This is a genomic window from Xanthomonas sp. GW (assembly GCF_014236815.1).
Taxonomy (GTDB): domain Bacteria; phylum Pseudomonadota; class Gammaproteobacteria; order Xanthomonadales; family Xanthomonadaceae; genus Xanthomonas_A.
Genome location: NZ_CP051189.1, coordinates 1,331,154 through 1,351,667, shown reverse-complemented (window position 1 = coordinate 1,351,667; position 20,514 = coordinate 1,331,154). Strand labels below are relative to the sequence as shown.

Genomic DNA, 20,514 nt, shown 5'->3' with positions numbered 1-20,514 from the left:
ATGGATGGTAATGGAAGCGACGCTTGCGAATTGGCGCGCGAACAGGGATGCAGCATCCCGGCCTGCGCTATGCGACGCGGCTACAGCGGCAAATGCAGGAACTGGTTGAACGCGCTAGGCAGGTAATCGGCGAACGCCGGTCCATTGCGGAAGCCGCGTCGCCGGTACAGGCCCAGCGCCGCCTCGAACGCCGCGCCGCTGCCAGTCTCCAGGCTCAGCCGGTGCAGGCCGGCGGCGCGCGCGGCCGCCACGATGTGCTCCAGCAGCGCCGCGGCCGCGCCCTGGCGCAGGAAATCCGGATGGGTGCGCATCGACTTCAGTTCGCCGCCGCCATCGTCCAGCACCCGCAACGCGCCGACCGCGGCCAACGCCTCGCCGCGCCAGACGCTCCACACGGTCACATCCGGACGCTGCAATCCGGACAGGTCCAGCGCATACACGCTGCCCGGCGGCGACTGCGCATGCATCTGCTGCAGGTGGTACGCGAGCAACGCACGCACCGCCTCACCGGACAGATCGTCCCGGCGGATCGAAAACGTCACCGCCCCGCTGTTCCGAATCCCCAATCCCCAATCCCCAATCCCCAATCCCAGCTTCAAAACGACACCTCCACCGGCGACCGCGCCCACAGCACCGACTGGTGCCCGGTCGCCTGCTTCCACGCCAGCCGGATCGCCTCGATGTCGGCGCGGCGCTGCGGGGTGTCCTCGTGCAGGATCACCAGCACCTTGGTGCTGAGCCGGTTCGGCTCCTTGGCGCCGCGGAACAGCCACTGCCCGTAGGCGTCGAACACGGTCAGGCCATCGGGGAAACGCGGGGTGACCTGCTTGTCCAGGAACGCGCGCCATTGCGCCTCGCTGATCGGCTCGGCCTGCGGGCGATCGGCCGGGCCGCTCTCCTCGCCGACGCCGAAGTACAGCTCGCTGCGCACCCAGCCGCTGGCCTGCGCCGGTCGCGCGGCATCGCCCTGCATGGCGGCAGCGACCTTGGCCGGCGCGGTGGAAGCGGACGGCGCCACGCTGGCGCAGGCGGTCAGGGCCAGGAACACGACAAGCAAGGGGGCACGCAGCAGCATCGGCAAGTCTCGGAAGCGGAACGGAAGGACGCGATGGTAGGCGACCGCGGCAACGTGCGCCCGATAACCGCCGGGCATCAGCTCATGCCGAACGCGGTGGCACGGACGGCTCGCCGCCGCGTTAACGATAAGATAATATATCGCTTCATCCGGATGGATGTACCCGAATTGTATTCCGCCTGCGCGGCACGGACGACCGCCGCAGCGGTCTTTGCGTCACCGCAGGAGAGAGCCCCCCATGTCGTATCCGTTCGCCCGCCCGCTGAGCCTGGCCATCGCCCTGGCCCTGTCGGCCCCCGCCCTGGCCCAGCAAGCCGATCCCGGCACCGCGACCAACCTGGACACGGTGATCGTCACCGGTACCCGCGCCAGCGGCCGCACCGTGCTCGAGTCCACCGCGCCGGTGGACGTGCTCAGCGCCGAGGACATCCGCAAGGCCGGCGTGGTCAACGGCGAACTGGGCAGCGCGCTGCAGGCGCTGCTGCCGTCGTTCAACTTCCCGCGCCAGTCCAACTCCGGCGGCGCCGACCACATCCGCGCTGCGCAGCTGCGCGGGCTCTCGCCCGACCAGGTGCTGGTGCTGGTCAACGGCAAGCGCCGCCACACCTCGGCGCTGGTCAACACCGACAGCAAGATCGGCAAGGGCACCACCCCGGTGGACTTCAACTCGATCCCGATCAGCGCGATCAAGCGCATCGAAGTGCTGCGCGACGGCGCCGGCGCGCAGTACGGTTCGGACGCGGTGGCCGGGGTGATCAACGTGATCCTCGACGACGATCCGGACAGCGGCGCGCTGGAAGCCAGCTTCGGCGCCAACCACACCGACGTGAAGCCGATCGACCGCACCGTCACCGACGGCCAGACCGGCTACGCCAGCGCCAAGGTCGGCACCCGCCTCGGCGACGACGGCGGCTTCTTCAAGGTCGGCCTGGAACTGAAGAACCGCGAGGGCACCAACCGCGCCGGCTACGACCAGATCCCCCCGTTCGAGGCGCAGACGCCGGCCAACCTGGCGCTGGCCGGCAAGCGCAACTACGTGCTCGGCGACGGCGCCAGCAAGGACCTCAACGCCTGGATCAACGGCAAGCTGCCGTTCGGCCAGAGCAGCGAGTTCTATTTCTTCGGCACCTACAACCAGCGCGACACGCAGGGCGCCAACTACTTCCGCTATCCCGACAGCGACGCCAACTGGACCGAGGTCTACCCGAACGGCTACCGCCCGGTGTCGCTGGGCGAGAACCGCGACCTGCAGGGCGTAGCCGGCGCGCGCGGGCAATGGGGCGAGTGGGCCTACGACGCCAGCATCGACTACGGCCGCAACGACTTCACCTACCGGCTGAAGAATTCGCTCAACGCCTCGCTCGGCCCGGGCAGCCCGACCCGCTTCAAGACCGGCGACTACGCCTTCGAACAGAGCGTGGCCAACCTCGACCTGAGCCGCAGCTTCGACGCCGCCGGCGCCACCCACACCGTCGGCAGCGGCGTGGAATTGCGCCGCGAGCACTACCGCACCCGTCCCGGCGACCCGGCCAGCTATGCCGCCGGCGCCTTCACCGATCGTCCCACCGGCGCCCAGGCCGGCGGCGGGCTGACCCCGCAGGATGCGGCCGACCTGTCGCGCAACGTCGCCAGCGCCTACGCCAGCGTGTCCAGTCAATTCGGCGACAAGTTCTCCACCGACCTGGCCGCGCGCTACGAGCACTACCAGGATTTCGGCGGCGAACTGACCGGCAAGCTGGCCGCGCGCTACGAGTTCGTGCCCGCGTTCGCGCTGCGCGGCGCGATCTCCAACAACTTCCACGCCCCGTCGCTGAGCCAGATCGGCTACGAAGCCACCTCCAGCGGCTACGACGCGGCCGGGCAGCTGCTGCAGGGCCGGCTGCTGTCGGTCAACAACCCGATCGCACAGGCGCTGGGCGCGAAGGAACTGAAGCCGGAGAAGTCGGTCAACTACAGCCTGGGCTTCACCAGCCGCATCGGTCCGCACTTCGACCTGTCGCTGGACCTGTTCCAGATCGACATCGACGACCGCATCGCGCTGTCCGAAGACATCAGCGGCGATGCCTTGACCGCGTTTGTGGCGCAGAACTTCGGCGTCACCGGCCTGCAGAGCGCCAGCTTCTTCGTCAACGCCGCCGACACCCGCACCCGCGGCGCGGAACTGGTCAGCAACTGGCGGCAGGCGCTGGGCGACGGCCAACTGCAGTTGACCGGCACCTGGAGCTACGCCAAGACCGAACTGAAGAACCTGGTCGCCACGCCGCCGCAGCTGCTGGCGCTGAATCCGGACTACGTGCTGTTCGGCGTGGAGGAGAGCAACACCCTGACCGACGCCGCGCCGCGCACCCGCGCCCAGTTCGCGGTGAACTGGAACAACGACCGCTGGGCGCTGCAGACCCGGGTCAGCCGCTACGGCAGCGCCACCCGCGTGTTCGACTTCGGCGGCGGCTTCGTGCCGCGGCAGACCTACGGCGCCGAGTGGCAGCTCGACGCCGAGGTCGAGTACCACATCACCCCGCAGTGGAGCGTGGCGCTGGGCGGGCAGAACCTCACCGACAACTACTCCGACCGCTCCAACACCGACATCTACTACTTCGGCAACCTGCCCTACGACGTGCTGTCGCCGGTCGGCAGCAATGGCGCTTATTACTACGGGCGCGTGCGGTTCACCTTCTGACGAAGGTGAGGGAATGGGGAAACGGGAATAGGGAATGGGTAGAAGCAGGAGCCACGCGTCGGCTCCCGCTTTTGCTATTCCCATTCCCGTTTCTCCATCCCGATTACTGACAAAGGAAAGGAATAGGGATGGGTCAGGAGCCAAAGCTCCTGCCTTTCCCATTCCCGATTCCCCATTCTCGATTCCCAGCCTCCAATCCACCTGGCCCTAACGCTGTCTCGTTCATCATGAACGGATGGCAGACGCGCTCCCCCTCCGACCGCCGCCGCCGCGCCTGGACGATGCCTGCGCATTGTTCCTGGACGTGGACGGCACCCTCATCGAATTCGCCGATCGTCCCGACGGCGTGCACCTGCTGCCCGAGGTGCGCGAGGCGATCGGTCGCATCAGCGACCGCCTGCACGGCGCGCTGGCGCTGGTCAGCGGCCGCCCGCTGGCGCAGCTGGACGCGCTGTTCGCGCCCCTGCGCCTGCCGGCTGCCGGCCTGCACGGCCATGAACTGCGCAGCGACATCAATGCCCGCGCGGCGATGCCGGCCGATACCTCGCAGTGGCTGCACGGCCTGCACCAACGCGCCGCGCACCTGCGCCAGGCGCATCCCGGCGTGCTGGTCGAAGACAAGGGCGCCAGCCTGGCGCTGCACTGGCGCGCCGCGCCGGAAGCCGGCGCGCAGGTCTTGGCCTTCGCCCAGTCACAGATCGAGGCGCTGCCCGGCTACCGCCTGCAGCCCGGCGACCACGTGGTCGAGTTCGTGCCCGAGGGCAGCGACAAGGGCCTGGCGCTTACCGCGCTGCTGCAGCAGCCGCCGTTCCAGGGCCGCCGCCCGGTGTTCGTCGGCGACGACCTCACCGACGAGTTCGGCTTCGCCGCGGCCAATGCCGCCGGCGGCTGGAGCGTGCTGGTCGGTACGCGCGAACACAGCGCGGCGACGTATGCCTTGCCCGATCCGCGCGGCGTACACGCCTGGTTGCGCGACAACGCCGCATGAGTACCGTGCCCAGCGGAATCGCCACGCTTCGCCCCCTCCCCGACCGCGCACAAGGATCCACGTTCTCCATGAGCTCCCCCACCCTCGACCTCGGCGTGATCGGCAACGGCAGTTTCGGCGCGCTGGTCGACAAGCAAGCCCGCGTGGTGTGGAGCTGCCTGCCGGCGTTCGACGGCGACCCGGCGTTCTGCGCCCTGCTGTCGCCGCGCGATCACGACGGCGGCGATTTCAGCATCGAGCTGGAGGATTTCGCCGACAGCGAGCAGCACTACCTGGCCAACACCGCGATTCTGCGCACCGTGTTGCGCGACGCGCATGGCGGTGCGGTGGAAGTGATCGACTTCGCGCCGCGCTGGCGCAACAACGGCCGCTTCTACCGGCCGGTCAGCATCATCCGCCAGGTGCGGCCGCTGTCCGGCAACCCGCGCATCCGCGTGCTGGCGCGTCCGCTGGCCGACTGGGGCGCGCGCAAGCCGGAAAGCACCTGGGGCAGCAACCACGTGCGCTGGCTGCTGCCCGATTTCACCTTGCGCCTGACCACCGACGTGCCGGTGCGCTTCATCCGCGACGAACTGCCGTTCGTGCTCAGCCATCCGGTCAACCTGATGCTCGGCGTGGACGAATCGCTGACCCGTTCGCTGACCGGCTACATCCAGGAAGCGCAGGAACGCACCGAGGAATACTGGCGCGAGTGGGTGCGCTACCTGTCGGTGCCGCTGGACTGGCAGGACGCGGTGATCCGCAGCGCGATCACCCTCAAGCTGTGCCAGTACGAGGACAGCGGCGCGATCATCGCGGCGATGACCACCTCCATCCCCGAAGCGCCGGACACCCCGCGCAACTGGGATTACCGCTATTGCTGGCTGCGCGACGCCGCGTTCGTGGTGCGCGCGCTGAACCGGCTCGGCGCCACCCGCACCATGGAGCAGTTCCTCGGCTACATCTTCAACATCGCCACCACCGACGGCAGCCTGCAGCCGCTGTACGGCATCGGCTTCGAGGCGGCGCTGGAAGAACACGAAGTGCCGTCGCTGGCCGGCTACCGCGGCATGGGCCCGGTGCGGCGCGGCAACCTGGCCTGGATCCAGAAGCAGCACGACGTGTACGGCAGCGTGGTGCTGGCGTCCACGCAACTGTTCTTCGACCTGCGCCTGAAGGATCCCGGCGACAAGGACACCTTCCTGCGCCTGGAACCGCTGGGCGAGCACGCGTTCGCGCTGCACGACGTGCCCGACGCCGGGCTGTGGGAATTCCGCGGCCGCGCCGAGGTGCACACTTACACCAGCGCGATGTGCTGGGCCGCCTGCGACCGTTTGGCCAAGATCGCCGCGCGGCTGGGCCTGGACGAACGCGTGGCGTACTGGCGCGAACGCGCCGACCGCATCCACGCGCGGGTGCTGGCCGAGTCGTGGAGCGCCGAGCGCGGCCACTTCACCGACACCTTCAACGGCCATCGCCTGGACGCCTCGCTGCTGTTGCTGGCCGACATCGGCTTCATCGCCCCGGACGATCCGCGCTTCGTGGCCACCGTCGAGGCGATCGGCCGCGATCTCAAGCACGGCGACGCGCTGTACCGCTACGTGGCGCCGGACGATTTCGGCGCGCCGGAAACCAGCTTCACCATCTGTACGTTCTGGTACATCGACGCGCTCGCCGCGATCGGGCGCAAGGACGAAGCGCGCGAACTGTTCGAGCGCATCCTCGCGCGCCGCAATCACCTGGGCTTGCTGTCGGAGGATCTAGCCTTCGACAACGGCGAGGCCTGGGGCAATTTCCCGCAGACCTACTCGCATGTCGGGTTGATCATCGCCGCGATGCGATTGTCGCGCAGCTGGCAGGAGGCTTCATGAGCAGACTCGTAGTGGTATCCAACCGCGTGGCCCTGCCCGGCGAGAACCGCGCCGGCGGCCTGGCGGTGGGCTTGCTCGCCGCGTTGAAGGAACGCGGCGGGGTGTGGTTCGGCTGGAGCGGCAAGACCGTGCGCGGCGACAGCGGTGCGATGCACGAGCAGACCCAGGGCGACATCCGCTTCGTCACCATGGACCTCAACCGCGCCGACCTGGACGCGTACTACAACGGCTTCGCCAACCGCACGCTGTGGCCGCTGCTGCACTTCCGCCTGGACCTGGTCGACTACGACCGCGCCACCCGCGAGGGCTACCGCCGGGTCAACGCGATGTTCGCCGAGAAGCTTGCGCCGCTGCTGCGCGAAGACGACACGGTGTGGATCCACGACTACCACCTGATCCCGCTGGCCTCGCTGCTGCGCGAGCGCGGCATCGGCTGCCGCATCGGCTTCTTCCTGCACGTGCCGTTCCCCTCGGCCGACCTGATCCAGGCCCTGCCCGACCATGCGCGACTGTTCTCCGGCTTCTACGCCTACGACCTGGTCGGCTTCCAGACCCAGCGCGACGTGGACCGCTTCCAGGCCTACGTGCGCCTGTTCGGCGGCGGCAAGGTGATCAAGGCCGGCGTGCTGGAGGCGCCCGGCGGGCGCCGCTTCCGCGCCGAGAAATTCCCGATCGGCATCGACACCGAACTGATCGCGCAGCAGGCCCGCGCGGCGGTGGCCAAGCCGGCGGTGCGCGACCTGCGCAGCAGCCTGCGCGATCGCCAACTGGCGATCGGCGTGGACCGGCTGGACTACTCCAAGGGCCTGCCCGAACGCTTCCTCGGCTTCGAGCGCTACCTGGAGCGGCATCCGGACCAGCGCGGCAGCCTGACCTATCTGCAGATCGCGCCGGTCTCGCGCGGCGACGTCACCGAATACAAGCAGCTGCGCAACCAGCTCGAACAGATCGCCGGGCACATCAACGGCGGCCACGCCGAGCCGGACTGGACCCCGCTGCGCTACGTCAACCGCAACTTCACCCACGCCACCCTGACCGGCTTCTACCGCGCCGCCCAGGTCGGCCTGGTGACGCCGCTGCGCGACGGCATGAACCTGGTGGCCAAGGAATACGTGGCCGCACAGGACCCGGAGAATCCCGGCGTGCTGGTGCTGTCGCTGCTGGCCGGCGCCGCCGACGAACTGAAGGAAGCGCTGCTGGTCAATCCGCACGACCTGGACGGCGTCGCCGATGCGATCGCCACCGCCGCCTCGCTGCCCAAGGCCAAGCGCATCGAACGCTGGCAGACGATGATGGAACACCTGCGCAAGAACGATATCGGCGTGTGGCGGCAGCGCTACCTGCAGGCGCTGGAACGGCGCTGATCCGCGCCTGCCGCGGCGGCCATTGCCGCTTGCGGCAGGCACGCCACCGCACGCAGAACGCAGGTTTCTGCGCGGTCACGGACCGCCCACGCGGCTTCCTTTAAAATCGTTGCCCATACGCCGCGCATCGGAACCCTGGGAGGGGCGCGCGGCGTGCTCGTTGAGCGCCAGGTCGCCGCCGATGCAGCCGAACCAGCGCTCGATCCCCTCCACGATCTCCCTGCGCCAGCACGGCGCCGCCAGATCTTCTGCAGACCCTATTCCATGAACGCTCATTCTCCGAAACACGGACCCGGCAGCTGGCTGTTCGTTGCCTATGCCGTGGTCATCGCCCTGATCGGCGCCGCCCTGGCCGCGATGGGCGGCCAACTCGTCGCCGCCGGCGGCTCCTGGTACTACCTGCTGGCCGGCCTGGCTCTGGCCGTGTCCGGTGTGCTGCTGGCGCTCGGCCGCCGCGCCGGGCTGTGGCTGTTCGGCCTGACTCTGGCCGCGACCATCGCCTGGGCGCTGGCCGAAGTCGGCCTGGACGGCTGGGCGCTGATCCCGCGCCTGGCGATGATCTCGGTGCTGGGCCTGCTGCTGTTGCCGTTCTGGAAGGTCGCGCGCCGGCGCCTGGCGCCGCTGTCCGGGCTGAGTTATGCACTGGTTACCGGCGTGCTGCCGGTGCTCGGCGCGCTGCTGGTGTTCGTGCCGCTGTTCTTCCCGCGCACCGTCGAACTGGCCGACCCCGCGCTGGCCGCGCAACGGCCGCAGGCCGCGTTCAGCCGCGCCACGGTCAGCAGCCCCGACGGCAACGTCGCCGCCAACCACGACGCAGGCAACTGGACCGCCTACGCCGGCTCCAACCTGTCCAACCACTACAGCCCCGGCGCGCAGATCACCCCGGACAACGTCAAGGACCTGAAGATCGCCTGGGAATTCCATACCGGCGACCTCAAGCCCGCCGGCTCCAAGCTCGGCTACGCGTTCCAGAACACCCCGCTGAAGGTCGGCGACCTGGTCTACATCTGCACACCCACGCAGAAGGTGATCGCGGTCGAGGCCAGCACCGGCAAGGAGCGCTGGCGCTTCGATCCCAAGACCAACCCCAAGGCGATGGCCGGCGTCGCCGCCACCACCTGCCGCGGCGTGTCCTATTTCGAGGCCACCACCCCGGTCGCCGAATGCGCCAAGCGCATCTTCTGGCCGATGGTGGATGGCCGCCTGGGCGCGCTCAACGCCGCCACCGGCAAGCTGTGCGAGAGTTTCGGCGACCACGGCTATGTGGATCTGAACAAGGACACCGGCAACACCAAGCCCGGCTTCGTCGGCCCGACCTCGCCGCCGGTGGTGATGCGCGGCGTGGTGATCCAGCCGACCGGCCAGGTCCGCGACGGCCAGGAACGCGATGCGCCGTCCGGCGTGGTGCGCGCCTTCGACGCGATCAGCGGCCAGCTGCGCTGGGCCTGGGACCTGGGCAATCCGTCCATCGACGCCGCGCCGCCGGCCGGCCAGACCTATACCCGCTCGACCCCGAACGTGTGGTCGCTGATGGCCGCCGACGACGAACTGGGCCTGGTCTACCTGCCCACCGGCAACGCCTCCGGCGACTTCTTCGGCAAGGGCCGCACCCCGCAGGAAGAGGAATACACCGCCTCGCTGGTCGCCGTGGATGCGGCCACCGGCAAGGAGCGCTGGCACTTCCGCACGGTCAACCACGACCTGTGGGACTACGACATCGGCCCGCAGCCGAACCTGGTCGATTTCCCGGTTCCCGGCGGCGGCACGCGCCCGGCGGTGATCCAGGCCACCAAGTCCGGCCAGGTGTTCGTGCTCGATCGCGAGACCGGCAAGCCGATCATGCCGGTGCAGCAACTGCCGGTGCCGCAGGGCACCGACCACGGCGACTGGACCGCCAAGACCCAGCCGGTGTCGCCGGGCATGCCCAACACCGTCGGCGCGCCGAGCAAGGGCTACGAGACCATCGTGGAATCCGACGCCTGGGGCATCACCCCGTTCGACCAGTTGGCCTGCCGCATCCAGTTCAAGCAGCTGCGCTACGAAGGCATGTTCACCCCGCCCAGCCTGCAGGGATCGCTGTCGTTCACCGGCAACCACGGCGGCATCAACTGGGGCGGCGTATCGGTGGACCTGCAGCGCGGCATCATGGTGATGAACAGCAACCGCCTGCCGTACACCGAACACGTCTACCCGCGGCAGGAGATGAACGCACTGGGCGTGGTCTCGGTGTTCAACGGCAAGAGCAAGACCCCCGGCTACATGGCGCAGGAAGGCCTGGCCTACGGCGCGCGCAAGGAACCGTGGATGTCGCCGCTGAACACGCCATGCATCGCCCCGCCGTGGGGCTATGTCTCCGGTGTGGACCTGCGCACCCAGCAGGTGATCTGGCGGCGTCCGCTGGGCACCGGCTACGACCAGGGCCCGATGGGCATCCCGTCGAAGATGAAGTTCGAGCTGGGCACGCCGAACAACAGCGGCTCGCTAGCCACCGGCGGCGGCGTCACCTTCATCGGCGCGGCGCTGGACAACTTCCTGCGCGGCTACGACACCCAGACCGGCAAGCTGCTGTGGGAAGTGCGGGTGCCGGCCGGCCCGCAGGCCGCGCCGCTGAGCTATACGGTGAACGGCAAGCAGTACATCGTCGCCGCGGTCGGCGGCCACGACCGCATGGAAACCAAGCCCGGCGACAGCGTGATCGCCTGGACCCTGCCGGACGCCGCGCCGGCGAAGTAACGTCGGCCCGCTTCCGCTGGACCCGACCGGCCGTCGCACAAGACGGCCGGTTTTTTTGTGCCCGGAGCGCTGCCAGCCAGCGGCGGCGCGTTCGCGCATGTCCGCGTTGCGGGCGCAGCCGTCGCCGGGCAATCTATTGCACTGCAGCAAAAAATACAGTGTTTTCAGCGACCTATCTCGCCTATTCAGGCGCGATATTTCCGACGAGCGGTCTTTACCGCGGTCAAGCCAGCGATCCTGCCGGCCGATACTGGAAGGCACATTCATCTATTTTTCGACGCGCACGAATTGCGCCGATCTCTCCAGCCGGTAGCCACCATGACCTTGCCAGACGTCGCATCCCCTCGCCCGATCGGCGGCTCGCGCCTGCCCCCACGCGCCTTGCTGTTCGCCCTGGCCTATGCGCTGGGCCTGTTGGCGATGGCGTTGTACGCGTTGCACCTCGGCCGCCAACTCGGGCCGAACGGGCCGGCGCTGGCGCGGCTGGCGCCGGCGCTGGCCGCCGCGGCGCTGCTGGTGGCGGCGCTATCCTGGGCCGGCACGCGGCGCGCGGCGCCGTCGCAGCGCGCGCTGCAGGCAGTCCAGGCACTGGGCGAAGGCCGCTTCGAGCAACGCCTCGATCCCGGCGACGCCGCCGACGCCGCGCTGCTGCGCGCAGTGCAGACGGCGCAGGCGCGGCTGGCCGCACGCCAGGCCGAGACCGAGGCAGAACTGCGCCGCGGCCGCTTCGTGCTCCAGGCGCTGGACGACCTGGACACCATGGTCCGCATCGCCGACGACGACGGCCGCGTGCATTTCGCCAACCGCAAGCTGCTGCAGATGCTGCGCGCGATCGAGCCCGACGTGCAGAGCTTCCGCCCCGAATTCAGCGCCGAGCAGTTCGTCGGCGGCAGCATCGGCGACATCTATCCGGACAGCCAGGCCGCGATCGACCGCATGCGCGCGCTGACCGGTTCCAAGCGCGTGCGCGCGCCGTTCTTCGGCCGCCAGATCGACTTCGTCTACAGCCCGATCACCGGCGCCGACGGCGTGCGCCTGGGCACCATCGCGCAGTGGGAGGAAGTGACCGCGCAGGTCAACGCCGAGCAGGCGCTGACCGCGGTGATCGACGCCGCTGCGCATGGCGATTTCAGCCGCCGCCTGGATACCGCGTCGATGGACGGCGTGCTCAAATCGCTGGCCGAAGGCGTCAACCGCATCTCCGATTCGGTGGAGAGCAACCTGGCGGCGCTGGCCAGTGCGCTGGCGGCGCTGGCCGAAGGCGACCTCACCCATCGCGTCGACGGCGACGCGCAGGGCGTGTTCGCGCGGCTGCGCGAGGACACCAACCGCACCGTGGCCAAGCTGACCGAGATCATCGTCGGCATCCAGGGCGCGGTCGAGGCGATCCGCCGCGCGGCGATGGAAATCGCCGCCGGCAACACCGACCTGTCCGACCGCACCGAGCAGCAGGCGGCCAGCCTGGAGGAAGCCGCCAGTTCGATGGAGGAACTGACCTCGGCGGTGAAGCAGAACGCCGACAACGCGCAGCAGGCCAACGGCTTGGTGCACGGCACCGGCGAGATCGCCCAGTCCGGCGGCAAGGTGATGGACGAGGTCGTCGCCACGATGAGCGCGATCAGCACCTCGTCGCGGCGCATCGGCGAGATCATCAGCGTCATCGACGGGATCGCGTTCCAGACCAACATCCTCGCGCTCAACGCCGCGGTCGAGGCCGCGCGCGCCGGCGAGCAGGGCCGCGGTTTCGCCGTGGTCGCCTCGGAAGTGCGCTCGCTGGCGCAGCGCTCGGCGGATGCGGCCAAGGAGATCAAGCACCTGATCGAGGACTCCACGAACAAGGTGACGCTGGGCTCGGGGCTGGTGAACCGCGCCGGCGCCACCATGCACGAGATCGTCGGCTCGGTGCAGCGCGTGACCGGGCTGATCGGCGAGATCAGCGCCGCCAGCGCCGAACAATCCAGCGGCATCGAGCAGGTCAACCGCACGGTGATGCAGCTGGACGAAGTGACCCAGCGCAATGCCGCGTTGGTGGAAGAAGCCACCGCCGCGGCGCGCAGCATGGAAGAACAGGCCGGCGGCCTGGCCAACGCGGTGGCGGTGTTCCGGATCGAGTCCAGCCGCGCGCAGCCGGGTGGAGGCAAGGTCACCCCGCTGCTGCGCGGCGCTCGCTGAGCTGGGGCGTATGCGGCAAGCGGGTCCAGACGCGACGTCGCGCAGCTAGACCCGCAGCGGCCGCACGCCGCTCACTCCAGAAAGCGCGAGCGCTGCTGCGGATCGGGCAGGAAACACTGCGTCGAAGTGCCGAACCAGCGGTAGCGGTTGCGCGCCAGCACCCGATAGCCGGCATCGCGCCAGCGTCGCGGCAACAGAAGCAACACCGCCGCGACGCGCCATGCGCCGCCGAGGCCGGCGATCACGCCGATCGCCGCGTCCGAATCGGTCAACGCACGCTGCGGCGTCAGCAGCAGGAACGACAGCGGGTCGTCCGGATCCAGCCCGTTGCCGACCAGCAATGCGCGGCCGCTGGCCGATTGGATCGACGCGAACCGGTAGCGGCCGCGGCGGTCGAAGCGCAGCAGGAAACGCACCCAGCGGCTGCACAGCAGGCATACCCCGTCGAACACCACGATCGCGCTGTCGGCGCCCGCCGCGGGCACTGCGCCGCGCGCGGGGTCAGGCCGGTTCAAGCCAGCCCTCGTAACGGATGAATGGACCGATCCACGGCAGCGCCACCTCCACCAGAAACGCATAGCGGCCGTCGCGCTCGCTTTCGCGGCAATGCACGCCGGCCAGCCAGCGCCGCGGCAGCGGCAACACGCCGAACGCCCAGGCGCGCGCGGCGCTCCAGACGATCGCGGCCCCGTCCACGCGCAGCGCGAATTCGAATTCGACCGCGCCCAAGCGCTCGCGCAGCCGGCCGTCCTGCAGCCACAGCCGCGACGGCATGGCGTGCGTGCCGAAACGGCGCTGCCAGCGCTCGCCCTGCGCGTCGGCGCTGAAGGTCACCTCGATCGGCAGCGTGGCGCTGGCCGGCGGCAGGCGCGCCAGCCACGCGCACAGCGGCAGCAACGGATGCCGGCCGCGGCGCACTTCGGCCTGCCCGCGGTAGCGCTGCCGCTGCGGCACCGAATGCAACGTGCGCAGCGCCGGCGGCAGCCGCGCGAACGCCGGCCCCAGCAGTTGCGCGAACAGCGGCGTACTCAGTGCGCGATCCACGCCAGCGTCGCCATGCGCCCGCTGCGGCGGTCGCGCCGATAGGAAAAGAAGCGCTGCGGGTCGGAAATCGTGCACAGGCCGCCGCCGTGCACCTGCGCCGGGTCGATCCCAGCGGCGGCCAGGCGCTGCCGCGCCAGCGCATACAGGTCCACCCGCCAGTGTCCGGGGCGGGTGGCGACGAAGGCGCTGGCCGCGGCCGGATCGTGGCCGAGGAAGGCATCGCGCACGTTCTCGCCGATCTCGTACGCCTGCGGCCCGGCGGCCGGGCCCAGCCAGGCCTGCAGGTGCGTCGGCGGCGTGCGCAGGGCGGCGACGGTGGCTTCCAGCACGCCGCCGGCCAGGCCCTGCCAGCCGGCATGCGCGGCGCCGACTTCGCTGCCGTCGCGGGCGGCGAAGGTCACCGGCAGGCAATCGGCGGTCAGGATCGCCAGCACCACCCCGGGTACCGCGGTGACCGCGGCGTCGGCGGTCGGCTCGGCGTCGATGCCGGCCGCGGCGGGCGGCCGCTCGAAGCGCAGCACCTGCACCCCGTGCACCTGCCGCAGCCAGTGCGGCGGCGACGGCAGCGCCAGGCGCGCGGCGAGTTCGTCGCGGTTGCGCTGCACCGTGGCCGGATCGTCGCCGTCGGCCGCGCTGCGGTTGCCCAGGTTGAACCGGTCGAACGGCGACGACGACGCCCCGGCGCCGCTGCGCAGTGTGGTCAGCGCATGCACCCGCGGCGATGCCGGCCAGTCGGCGGCGAGGGCGAAGTCGCTCATGCGCGTGCGGACCACGGTGGGGCAGCGCCGGCAAACACCGCGATCAGGCGCAGCGTCGCGCTGCCGACTGCGACCGCCAGCGCTGCGACTACCGCCGCGCGGGCGTATCGGAAACCACTACGCAGGCTGCGCGTCCGCGCCGCCTGCACCGGCGAGCCAAATCGTGTCGCCCATTCCCAGGCAGGTCCGCCCGGGAATGGCTGCGAGGCGCCAGGCCTGCCCTCGCCCGCCGGCGCCATGCTCAGCGCCGCGCCTGCTCGGCGGCCAGCCGCGAATCGACGCGCAGCGCGGCCAGCAGCCGCAGCAGGTCGGCCGGCACCGCGGCCGTGGCACGCACCGGCTCGCCATGGGTGGGGTGCTTGAACTCCAGCGTCTCGGCATGCAGCGCCTGGCGCTTGAAACCGCGCAACTCGGCGATCAGCTCCTCGGTCGCGCCCTTGGGCAGCTTCAGCGGGCCGCCGTACAGCGGATCGCCGATGATCGGGTGCTTCAGATGCGCCATGTGCACGCGGATCTGGTGGGTGCGCCCGGTCTCCAGGCGGCATTCCAGCGCGGTATGCGCGCGGAAGCGCTCGCGCAGCCGGTAATGGGTGACCGCGTCGCGGCCGTCCTCGCGCACCGCCATGCGCAGGCGGTCGCGCGGATGGCGGTCGATCGGTGCATTGGCGGTGCCGCCGGAGACCAGCGGCCCGGCCACCACCGCCAGGTACTGGCGGTGCACGTCGCGCGCCGACAGCTGCGCCACCAGCGAGGTGTGCGCCGGCAGGGTCCGCGCCACCACCATGGCGCCGCTGGTGTCCTTGTCCAGGCGGTGCACGATGCCTGCGCGCGGCAGCGACGCCAGCGACGGATCGAAGTACAGCAGGGCGTTGACCAGGGTGCCGCTGGGGTTGCCGGCACCCGGATGCACGACCAGCCCGGCCGGCTTGTTCAGCACGATGACCTGGTCGTCCTCGTACAGCACCTCCAGCGGGATGTCCTCCGGCAACGCATGGGTCTGGGTTTCCAGCACCGCATGCAGGCTGGCGATCTCGCCGCCGCGCAGGGCGTCGCGCGGTCGCGCCTGGGCCCCGTCCAGCAGCGCGTCGCCGGACTTGATCCATTCGGCCAGGCGCGAACGCGAGAATTCGGGAAACAGCTCGGCCAGTACCGCGTCGAAGCGGCGGCCGGCGGCGTGGTCGGGCACGCGCGCCTGGCGCGGGCCGTCGGAGACGGCGTCCTCAGGGGTGTCCGGGAGGGTATTGGGCATGAAAAGGGCACGGCTACGTCGGAAAGGGAGGGTCGCGGCGGCCATAGTCAGTCGCCGGACAGGCCACTAGGCTATCATCGCCCCTTCGTATTCCTGACGTGTCCTGCCCGAACCCATGATCCGACGCTCCGTCCCGCTCTCCGCGCACGTCCGTTTCATCGCCCTGATGCTGGTCATGGTCGTCGTGGCAACGGGTTGCCACCGCCAGAAGAACAAGAATCCCGAAGAAGGGATGCCGGCGGAGCAGCTGTACCAGAAGGCACACACGCAGATGCAGACCGGCAACTGGGCCGGCGCCGAGGGCAGCTTCAAGCGCCTGATCGCGCAGTACCCCTACGGCCAGTACACCGAACAGGCGATGATCGAGTCCGCCTACGCGCAGTACAAGGCCGGCAAGCACGACGACGCGGTGTCCAGCATCGACCGCTTCATCCGCACCTATCCGACCCACCGCAACATCTCCTACATGTACTACCTGCGCGGGTTGTCCAACTCCAACCGCGACACGGTGTTCCTGCGCCGGGTGTGGTCGCTGGACCCGAGCCGCCGCGACCTGTCCACGCCGCAGCAGGCCTACGCCGACTTCAACATCGTCGCCGAGCGCTATCCGAACAGCCGCTACGCCGCCGACGCGCGCCAGCGCATGATCGCGCTGCGCAACGTGTTCGCCCAGCACGAGCTGGACAACGCGCTGTACTACCTGCGCCGCAACGCCTGGGTGTCGGCCGCCGGCCGCGCCACCTACCTGCTGGAAACCTACCCGCAGAGCGCCTACCAGTACGACGCGGTGGCGGTGCTGGCCGACGCCTATACCCACCTGGGCAACAAGCCGCTGGCCGACGACGCGCGCCGGGTGCTGGAACTCAACGATCCCAAGCATCCGTGGCTGACCGGCCACTGGCCGAAGTACCCGTGGATGATCCGCAAGCTGAACCCGTTCGCCGGCGAGAAGTCCGCCTCCACCGGGCAGTCCAACTCGCAGATGGCCAACTGAGCCACGCTGCCGGTTGTAATGAAAAAGGGGCCGCGAGGCCCCTTTTTCGTTGGTGCCCAAGGCATTGCCGACGCAGCCGTGCGCACCGAGCGCCGGCCGCCGGCGTCCACGCAGGACCGCGGCTGTCCGGGCAGCCGCCAGCGACAGCGCCCTGGACATGCGCCCCCCGGCCACTGACGCTGGCCGGCACCAGTGGCGCGATCTGTGGTGCAGCGCCCAGCCGCTGCGCGCCGAGCGCAACCGCCGCTTGCTAGGCTCGACCGACCCACCCGCCGCCGCTGTGTCCCCACGGCACCGCCCGTCGCCACAGCGCTCGCCGGCCCTGCCAGGAGACGCGCCATGCCCCGCTTGTCCGCCCCACTGCTGCTCCTGTTACTCGCACTCGCCGCCGGCGCCCTGCCCGCCGGCGCCGCCGAGCGCAGCGCCGCCGCGCCGGCCATCGTGTTCGGGGTCAATGGCCACGACGACCGCCCCGCCTATCCGCTGAGCCAGGCCGAGGCGGTGTTCCAGTTGCTCGACCGGCGCAATCTGCGCAGCTACCGCTTCGACGTGGATCCGCGCAACTTCGCCGTGCTCGACCGGCTGGTGGCGCTGTCGCGCCAGTACCGCATCGCCTTGCGGCCGATGGTGTACCCGATGTCGCGCGAGATCGGTTACCAACTGGCGCGGCGCTACGCCGCCGACATCAAACTGTGGGAGATCGGCAACGAGCAGGACTACAGCCGCGACGGTGCGCAGGCGCGCATCGATGCGATGACCGCGATGTACCGCGGCATGAAACAGGCCTCGGACGAACACGGCGCCGGCCTGGAATTCACCATCAACATCACCGCCTGCAACAGCGACGACCATTCCGCCAACGCGCGCTGCCCCGGCGACCGCCGCGGCTCGCTGTGGTTCCTGGACATGGCCAAGGCCTCGGGTTTCGATTTCGACCACATCAGCTTCCACTACTACCCGTTCCACCACGATCGCGGTTACTGGATGGACCTGTATCTGGGGCAGATGCGCGGCGCGGCGCAGAAGTACGGCGGCAAGGTGTTCTTCAACGAGGTCAACTGCGCCGAGGTCTACACCGGCAACAGCGACGGCGGCCATGCCGGCGACGGCGCCTGCTACGACAGCGTGGCGCAGATCGTGCGCACGCTGCAGAGCGACTACGCCGACGTGGTCGCCGAGATCAATCTCTACGAACTGCTCGACCAGACCAACCTGCAGGGCGTGGAAAGCCACTTCGGGCTGATGTACGACCTGGCGCGGCCGAAGCCGACGTTGCAGCTGCTGACCGAATTCGCCGATTGAGCGCGCCAGCCGCGCGCTGCCTTCGCGCGCCATGCGCCGCAGCCCGGCTATGCTTGGGCGCATGTTCGAACTGCATCGGGTCACCCGCCGCTACGGCGACGCACTTGCGCTGGACCGGGTCGATCTGCGCATCGCCCCGGGCCGCACCACCGCGCTGATCGGGCCCAGCGGCGCCGGCAAGTCCAGCGTGTTGCGCATGCTGCTCGGGCTGGAATGGCCGGACGCCGGCGAGGTGCGCTTCCAGGGCGAACCGCTGCGCCGGGACACCCTGTTGGCGCAGCGCCGCCGGATCGGCTACGTGATCCAGGAAGGCGGGCTGTTCCCGCACCTGAGCGCGCGCGACAACGCCGCCCTGCTTGCGCAGACCCTGGGCTGGGCGCGGCCGCGGATCGACGCGCGGCTGCACGAGCTGGCCGCGCTGTGCCGCCTGCCGGACGCGCTGCTGGCGCGTTATCCGGCCGAACTGTCCGGCGGCCAGCGCCAACGCGTCGGCCTGATCCGCGCGCTGCTGCTGGACCCGCCGGTGCTGCTGCTGGACGAACCGTTGGGTGCGCTCGACCCGATCGTGCGCCACGAACTGCAGACGCAGATGCGCGAGCTGTTCGCGCTGCTCGGCAAGACCGTGGTGCTGGTGACCCATGACGTCGCCGAGGCCGCCTACCTGGGCGACACCCTGGTGCTGATGCGCAACGGCCGCGTCGTCCAGGAAGGCAGCGTGCGCGAGCTGCTGGATGCGCCCGCCGAACCGTTCGTCGGCCAGTTCCTGCACGCGCAGCGCACGCTGGAGGATGCGCGGTGACGGCGTCGGTGCGGCGCCGCGCGGCGGCACTGCTCGTGCTCGCGGCCGCGCTCGCCCTGCTCGCCGGCAGCGCTGCGGCAGCGCCGGAGAAGGTGGTGGTCGGCTCGAAGAACTTCACCGAGGCGGTGGTGCTCGGCGAGATCGCCGCCGGCGCCGGACGCCAGGCCGGGGTGGAGGTCGAACACCGGCGCCAGCTCGGCGGCACCCGCATCCTGTGGCGCGCGCTGGAGCAGGGCTCGATCGACGCCTATGCCGAATACACCGGCACCCTGGCCACCGAACTGCTGCAACTGCCCGATGCCGACGATGCCGCGCTGCGCCGCGCCCTGGCCCAGCGCGGCCTGGCGATGAGCGCGCCGCTGGGCTTCGACAACACCTACGCGTTCGGCATGCGCCGGCAGCGCGCGCAGGCGCTGGGCATCGCCCGCATCTCCGACCTGGCCGCGCATCCGTCGCTGAAGCTCGGGCTCAGCAACGAGTTCGTGTCGCGTGCCGACGGCTGGCCCGGGGTGCGCGATGCCTACCGGTTGCCGCAGACGCCGACCGGGTTGGACCACGACCTGGCCTACCGCGCGCTGGACAGCGGCGCGATCGACATCACCGACCTGTACAGCACCGACGCCGAGATCCCGGCGCACGACCTGCTGGTGCTGCAGGACGACCGCCGCTACTTTCCGCGCTACGCCGCGGTGTTCCTGTACCGCAGCGACCTGACGCAGCGCGCGCCGCACTTCGTGCAGGCGCTGCAGGGCCTGGGCGGACGCATCGACGCGGCGACGATGCAACGGCTCAATGCCGAGGCGAAGCTGGACAAGCGTGCCGAAAGCGCGATCGCCGCGCACTGGCTGGGCATCGCCGCGCCGGCGCAGGACACCAGGCTGACGCGCCTGCTGCAACGCACCCGCGAACACCTGGCGCTGGTCGGCCTGTCGCTGGGCCTGGCCCTGCTGGTGGCGCTGCCGCTGGGCATCCTCGCCGCCTATCGGCCGCGGCTCGGCCAGGTCGTGCTGTCGCTGACCGGGGTATTGCAGACGCTGCCGTCGCTGGCGGTGTTCGTGTTCATGATCCCGCTGTTCGGCATCGGCGCCAAGCCGGCGATCGCCGCGCTGTTCCTGTACAGCCTGCTGCCGATCGTGCGCAACACCCATGCCGGCCTGACCGGTATCGCCCGCGACCTGCGCGAGACCGCCGCAGCGATCGGCCTGCCGCCAGGCACGCGGCTGTGGCGGATCGAGTTGCCGCTGGCCTTGCGCACCATCCTGGCCGGGATCAAGACCGCAGCGGTGATCAACGTCGGCACCGCCACCTTGGGCGCGCTGATCGGTGCCGGCGGCTACGGCCAGCCAATCCTCACCGGCATCCGCCTGGACGACATCGGCCTGATCCTGGAAGGCGCGGTGCCTGCGGCGGCGCTGGCGCTGCTGGTGCAGGCGCTGTTCGAGGGCCTGGAGCGCTGGCTGACCCCGCGCGGCCTGCGCCTGGCGGCGCGGCGTTGAGGCCCCGGCGCGT

16 protein-coding genes are annotated in these 20,514 nt (G+C 70.1%); 10 read left to right on the top strand and 6 right to left on the bottom strand.

Features of this window, described 5'->3' with window-relative positions; genetic code table 11:
- Positions 1-80 precede the first annotated feature (80 nt).
- Complete coding sequence (locus tag HEP73_RS05690; protein WP_255423683.1) at positions 81-542, bottom strand: GNAT family N-acetyltransferase; 462 nt, start codon at positions 540-542, stop codon at positions 81-83.
- Between the two features lie 53 nt (positions 543-595).
- A complete protein-coding gene (locus HEP73_RS05685) occupies positions 596-1,075 on the bottom strand; it encodes a DUF3574 domain-containing protein (protein ID WP_185822450.1) in 480 nt (159 codons plus the stop codon).
- Positions 1,076-1,313: 238 nt separating this feature from the next.
- On the opposite strand from HEP73_RS05685, the gene HEP73_RS05680 reads away from it, so the two are divergent.
- The 6 genes from HEP73_RS05680 to HEP73_RS05655 all read left to right on the top strand — a co-directional run bounded on the left by HEP73_RS05680 (position 1,314) and on the right by HEP73_RS05655 (position 12,859).
- The gene (locus HEP73_RS05680; protein ID WP_185822449.1) at positions 1,314-3,752 is read left to right on the top strand and encodes a TonB-dependent receptor plug domain-containing protein; all 2,439 of its coding nucleotides are present in this window, start codon (positions 1,314-1,316) and stop codon (positions 3,750-3,752) included.
- 235 nt (positions 3,753-3,987) lie between these two features.
- Complete coding sequence (gene otsB, locus HEP73_RS05675) at positions 3,988-4,740, top strand: trehalose-phosphatase (RefSeq protein ID WP_185822448.1); 753 nt, start codon at positions 3,988-3,990, stop codon at positions 4,738-4,740.
- A gap of 68 nt (positions 4,741-4,808) precedes the next feature.
- The gene (locus HEP73_RS05670; RefSeq protein ID WP_185822447.1) at positions 4,809-6,590 is read left to right on the top strand and encodes a glycoside hydrolase family 15 protein; all 1,782 of its coding nucleotides are present in this window, start codon (positions 4,809-4,811) and stop codon (positions 6,588-6,590) included.
- Positions 6,587-7,954, top strand: a complete 1,368-nt coding sequence (otsA, locus tag HEP73_RS05665) for an alpha,alpha-trehalose-phosphate synthase (UDP-forming) (RefSeq protein ID WP_185822446.1) — start codon at positions 6,587-6,589, stop codon at positions 7,952-7,954. Before HEP73_RS05670 ends, otsA begins: the two co-directional genes overlap by 4 nt.
- A 303-nt stretch (positions 7,955-8,257) precedes the next feature.
- The gene (locus tag HEP73_RS05660) at positions 8,258-10,687 is read left to right on the top strand and encodes a membrane-bound PQQ-dependent dehydrogenase, glucose/quinate/shikimate family (RefSeq protein WP_185823314.1); all 2,430 of its coding nucleotides are present in this window, start codon (positions 8,258-8,260) and stop codon (positions 10,685-10,687) included.
- Positions 10,688-11,005: 318 nt separating this feature from the next.
- On the top strand, positions 11,006-12,859 hold the full coding sequence (locus HEP73_RS05655; RefSeq protein ID WP_185822445.1) for a methyl-accepting chemotaxis protein: 1,854 nt from the start codon (positions 11,006-11,008) through the stop codon (positions 12,857-12,859).
- A gap of 71 nt (positions 12,860-12,930) precedes the next feature.
- Here the strand turns inward: HEP73_RS05655 and HEP73_RS05650 are convergent, their stop codons facing one another.
- The 4 genes from HEP73_RS05650 to rluD all read right to left on the bottom strand — a co-directional run bounded on the left by HEP73_RS05650 (position 12,931) and on the right by rluD (position 15,910).
- A complete protein-coding gene (locus HEP73_RS05650) occupies positions 12,931-13,374 on the bottom strand; it encodes a thiol-disulfide oxidoreductase DCC family protein (protein WP_185822444.1) in 444 nt (147 codons plus the stop codon).
- Positions 13,361-13,903 carry a DUF4166 domain-containing protein gene (locus tag HEP73_RS05645; protein WP_255423682.1) on the bottom strand — a complete coding sequence of 181 codons (543 nt, stop codon included), beginning with the start codon at positions 13,901-13,903 and terminating at the stop codon, positions 13,361-13,363. The genes HEP73_RS05650 and HEP73_RS05645 overlap by 14 nt, the downstream gene beginning before the upstream one ends.
- On the bottom strand, positions 13,888-14,661 hold the full coding sequence (gene pgeF, locus HEP73_RS05640; RefSeq protein ID WP_185822443.1) for a peptidoglycan editing factor PgeF: 774 nt from the start codon (positions 14,659-14,661) through the stop codon (positions 13,888-13,890). The genes HEP73_RS05645 and pgeF overlap by 16 nt, the downstream gene beginning before the upstream one ends.
- Before the next feature lie 241 nt (positions 14,662-14,902).
- Positions 14,903-15,910, bottom strand: a complete 1,008-nt coding sequence (gene rluD / locus HEP73_RS05635; RefSeq protein WP_185815520.1) for a 23S rRNA pseudouridine(1911/1915/1917) synthase RluD — start codon at positions 15,908-15,910, stop codon at positions 14,903-14,905.
- A 115-nt stretch (positions 15,911-16,025) separates the two neighbouring features.
- On the opposite strand from rluD, the gene HEP73_RS05630 reads away from it, so the two are divergent.
- From HEP73_RS05630 to HEP73_RS05615, 4 genes are all read left to right on the top strand, one after another.
- Positions 16,026-16,904, top strand: coding sequence for an outer membrane protein assembly factor BamD (locus HEP73_RS05630; protein WP_185822442.1), 879 nt, complete (start codon positions 16,026-16,028; stop codon positions 16,902-16,904).
- A 339-nt stretch (positions 16,905-17,243) separates the two neighbouring features.
- Positions 17,244-18,206 carry a hypothetical protein gene (locus HEP73_RS05625; protein WP_458309655.1) on the top strand — a complete coding sequence of 321 codons (963 nt, stop codon included), beginning with the start codon at positions 17,244-17,246 and terminating at the stop codon, positions 18,204-18,206.
- A 61-nt stretch (positions 18,207-18,267) separates the two neighbouring features.
- On the top strand, positions 18,268-19,005 hold the full coding sequence (locus HEP73_RS05620) for an ATP-binding cassette domain-containing protein (protein ID WP_185822441.1): 738 nt from the start codon (positions 18,268-18,270) through the stop codon (positions 19,003-19,005).
- A gap of 8 nt (positions 19,006-19,013) precedes the next feature.
- Positions 19,014-20,501, top strand: coding sequence for an ABC transporter permease/substrate-binding protein (locus tag HEP73_RS05615; RefSeq protein WP_185823312.1), 1,488 nt, complete (start codon positions 19,014-19,016; stop codon positions 20,499-20,501).
- The last annotated feature ends 13 nt before the right edge of the window (positions 20,502-20,514 follow it).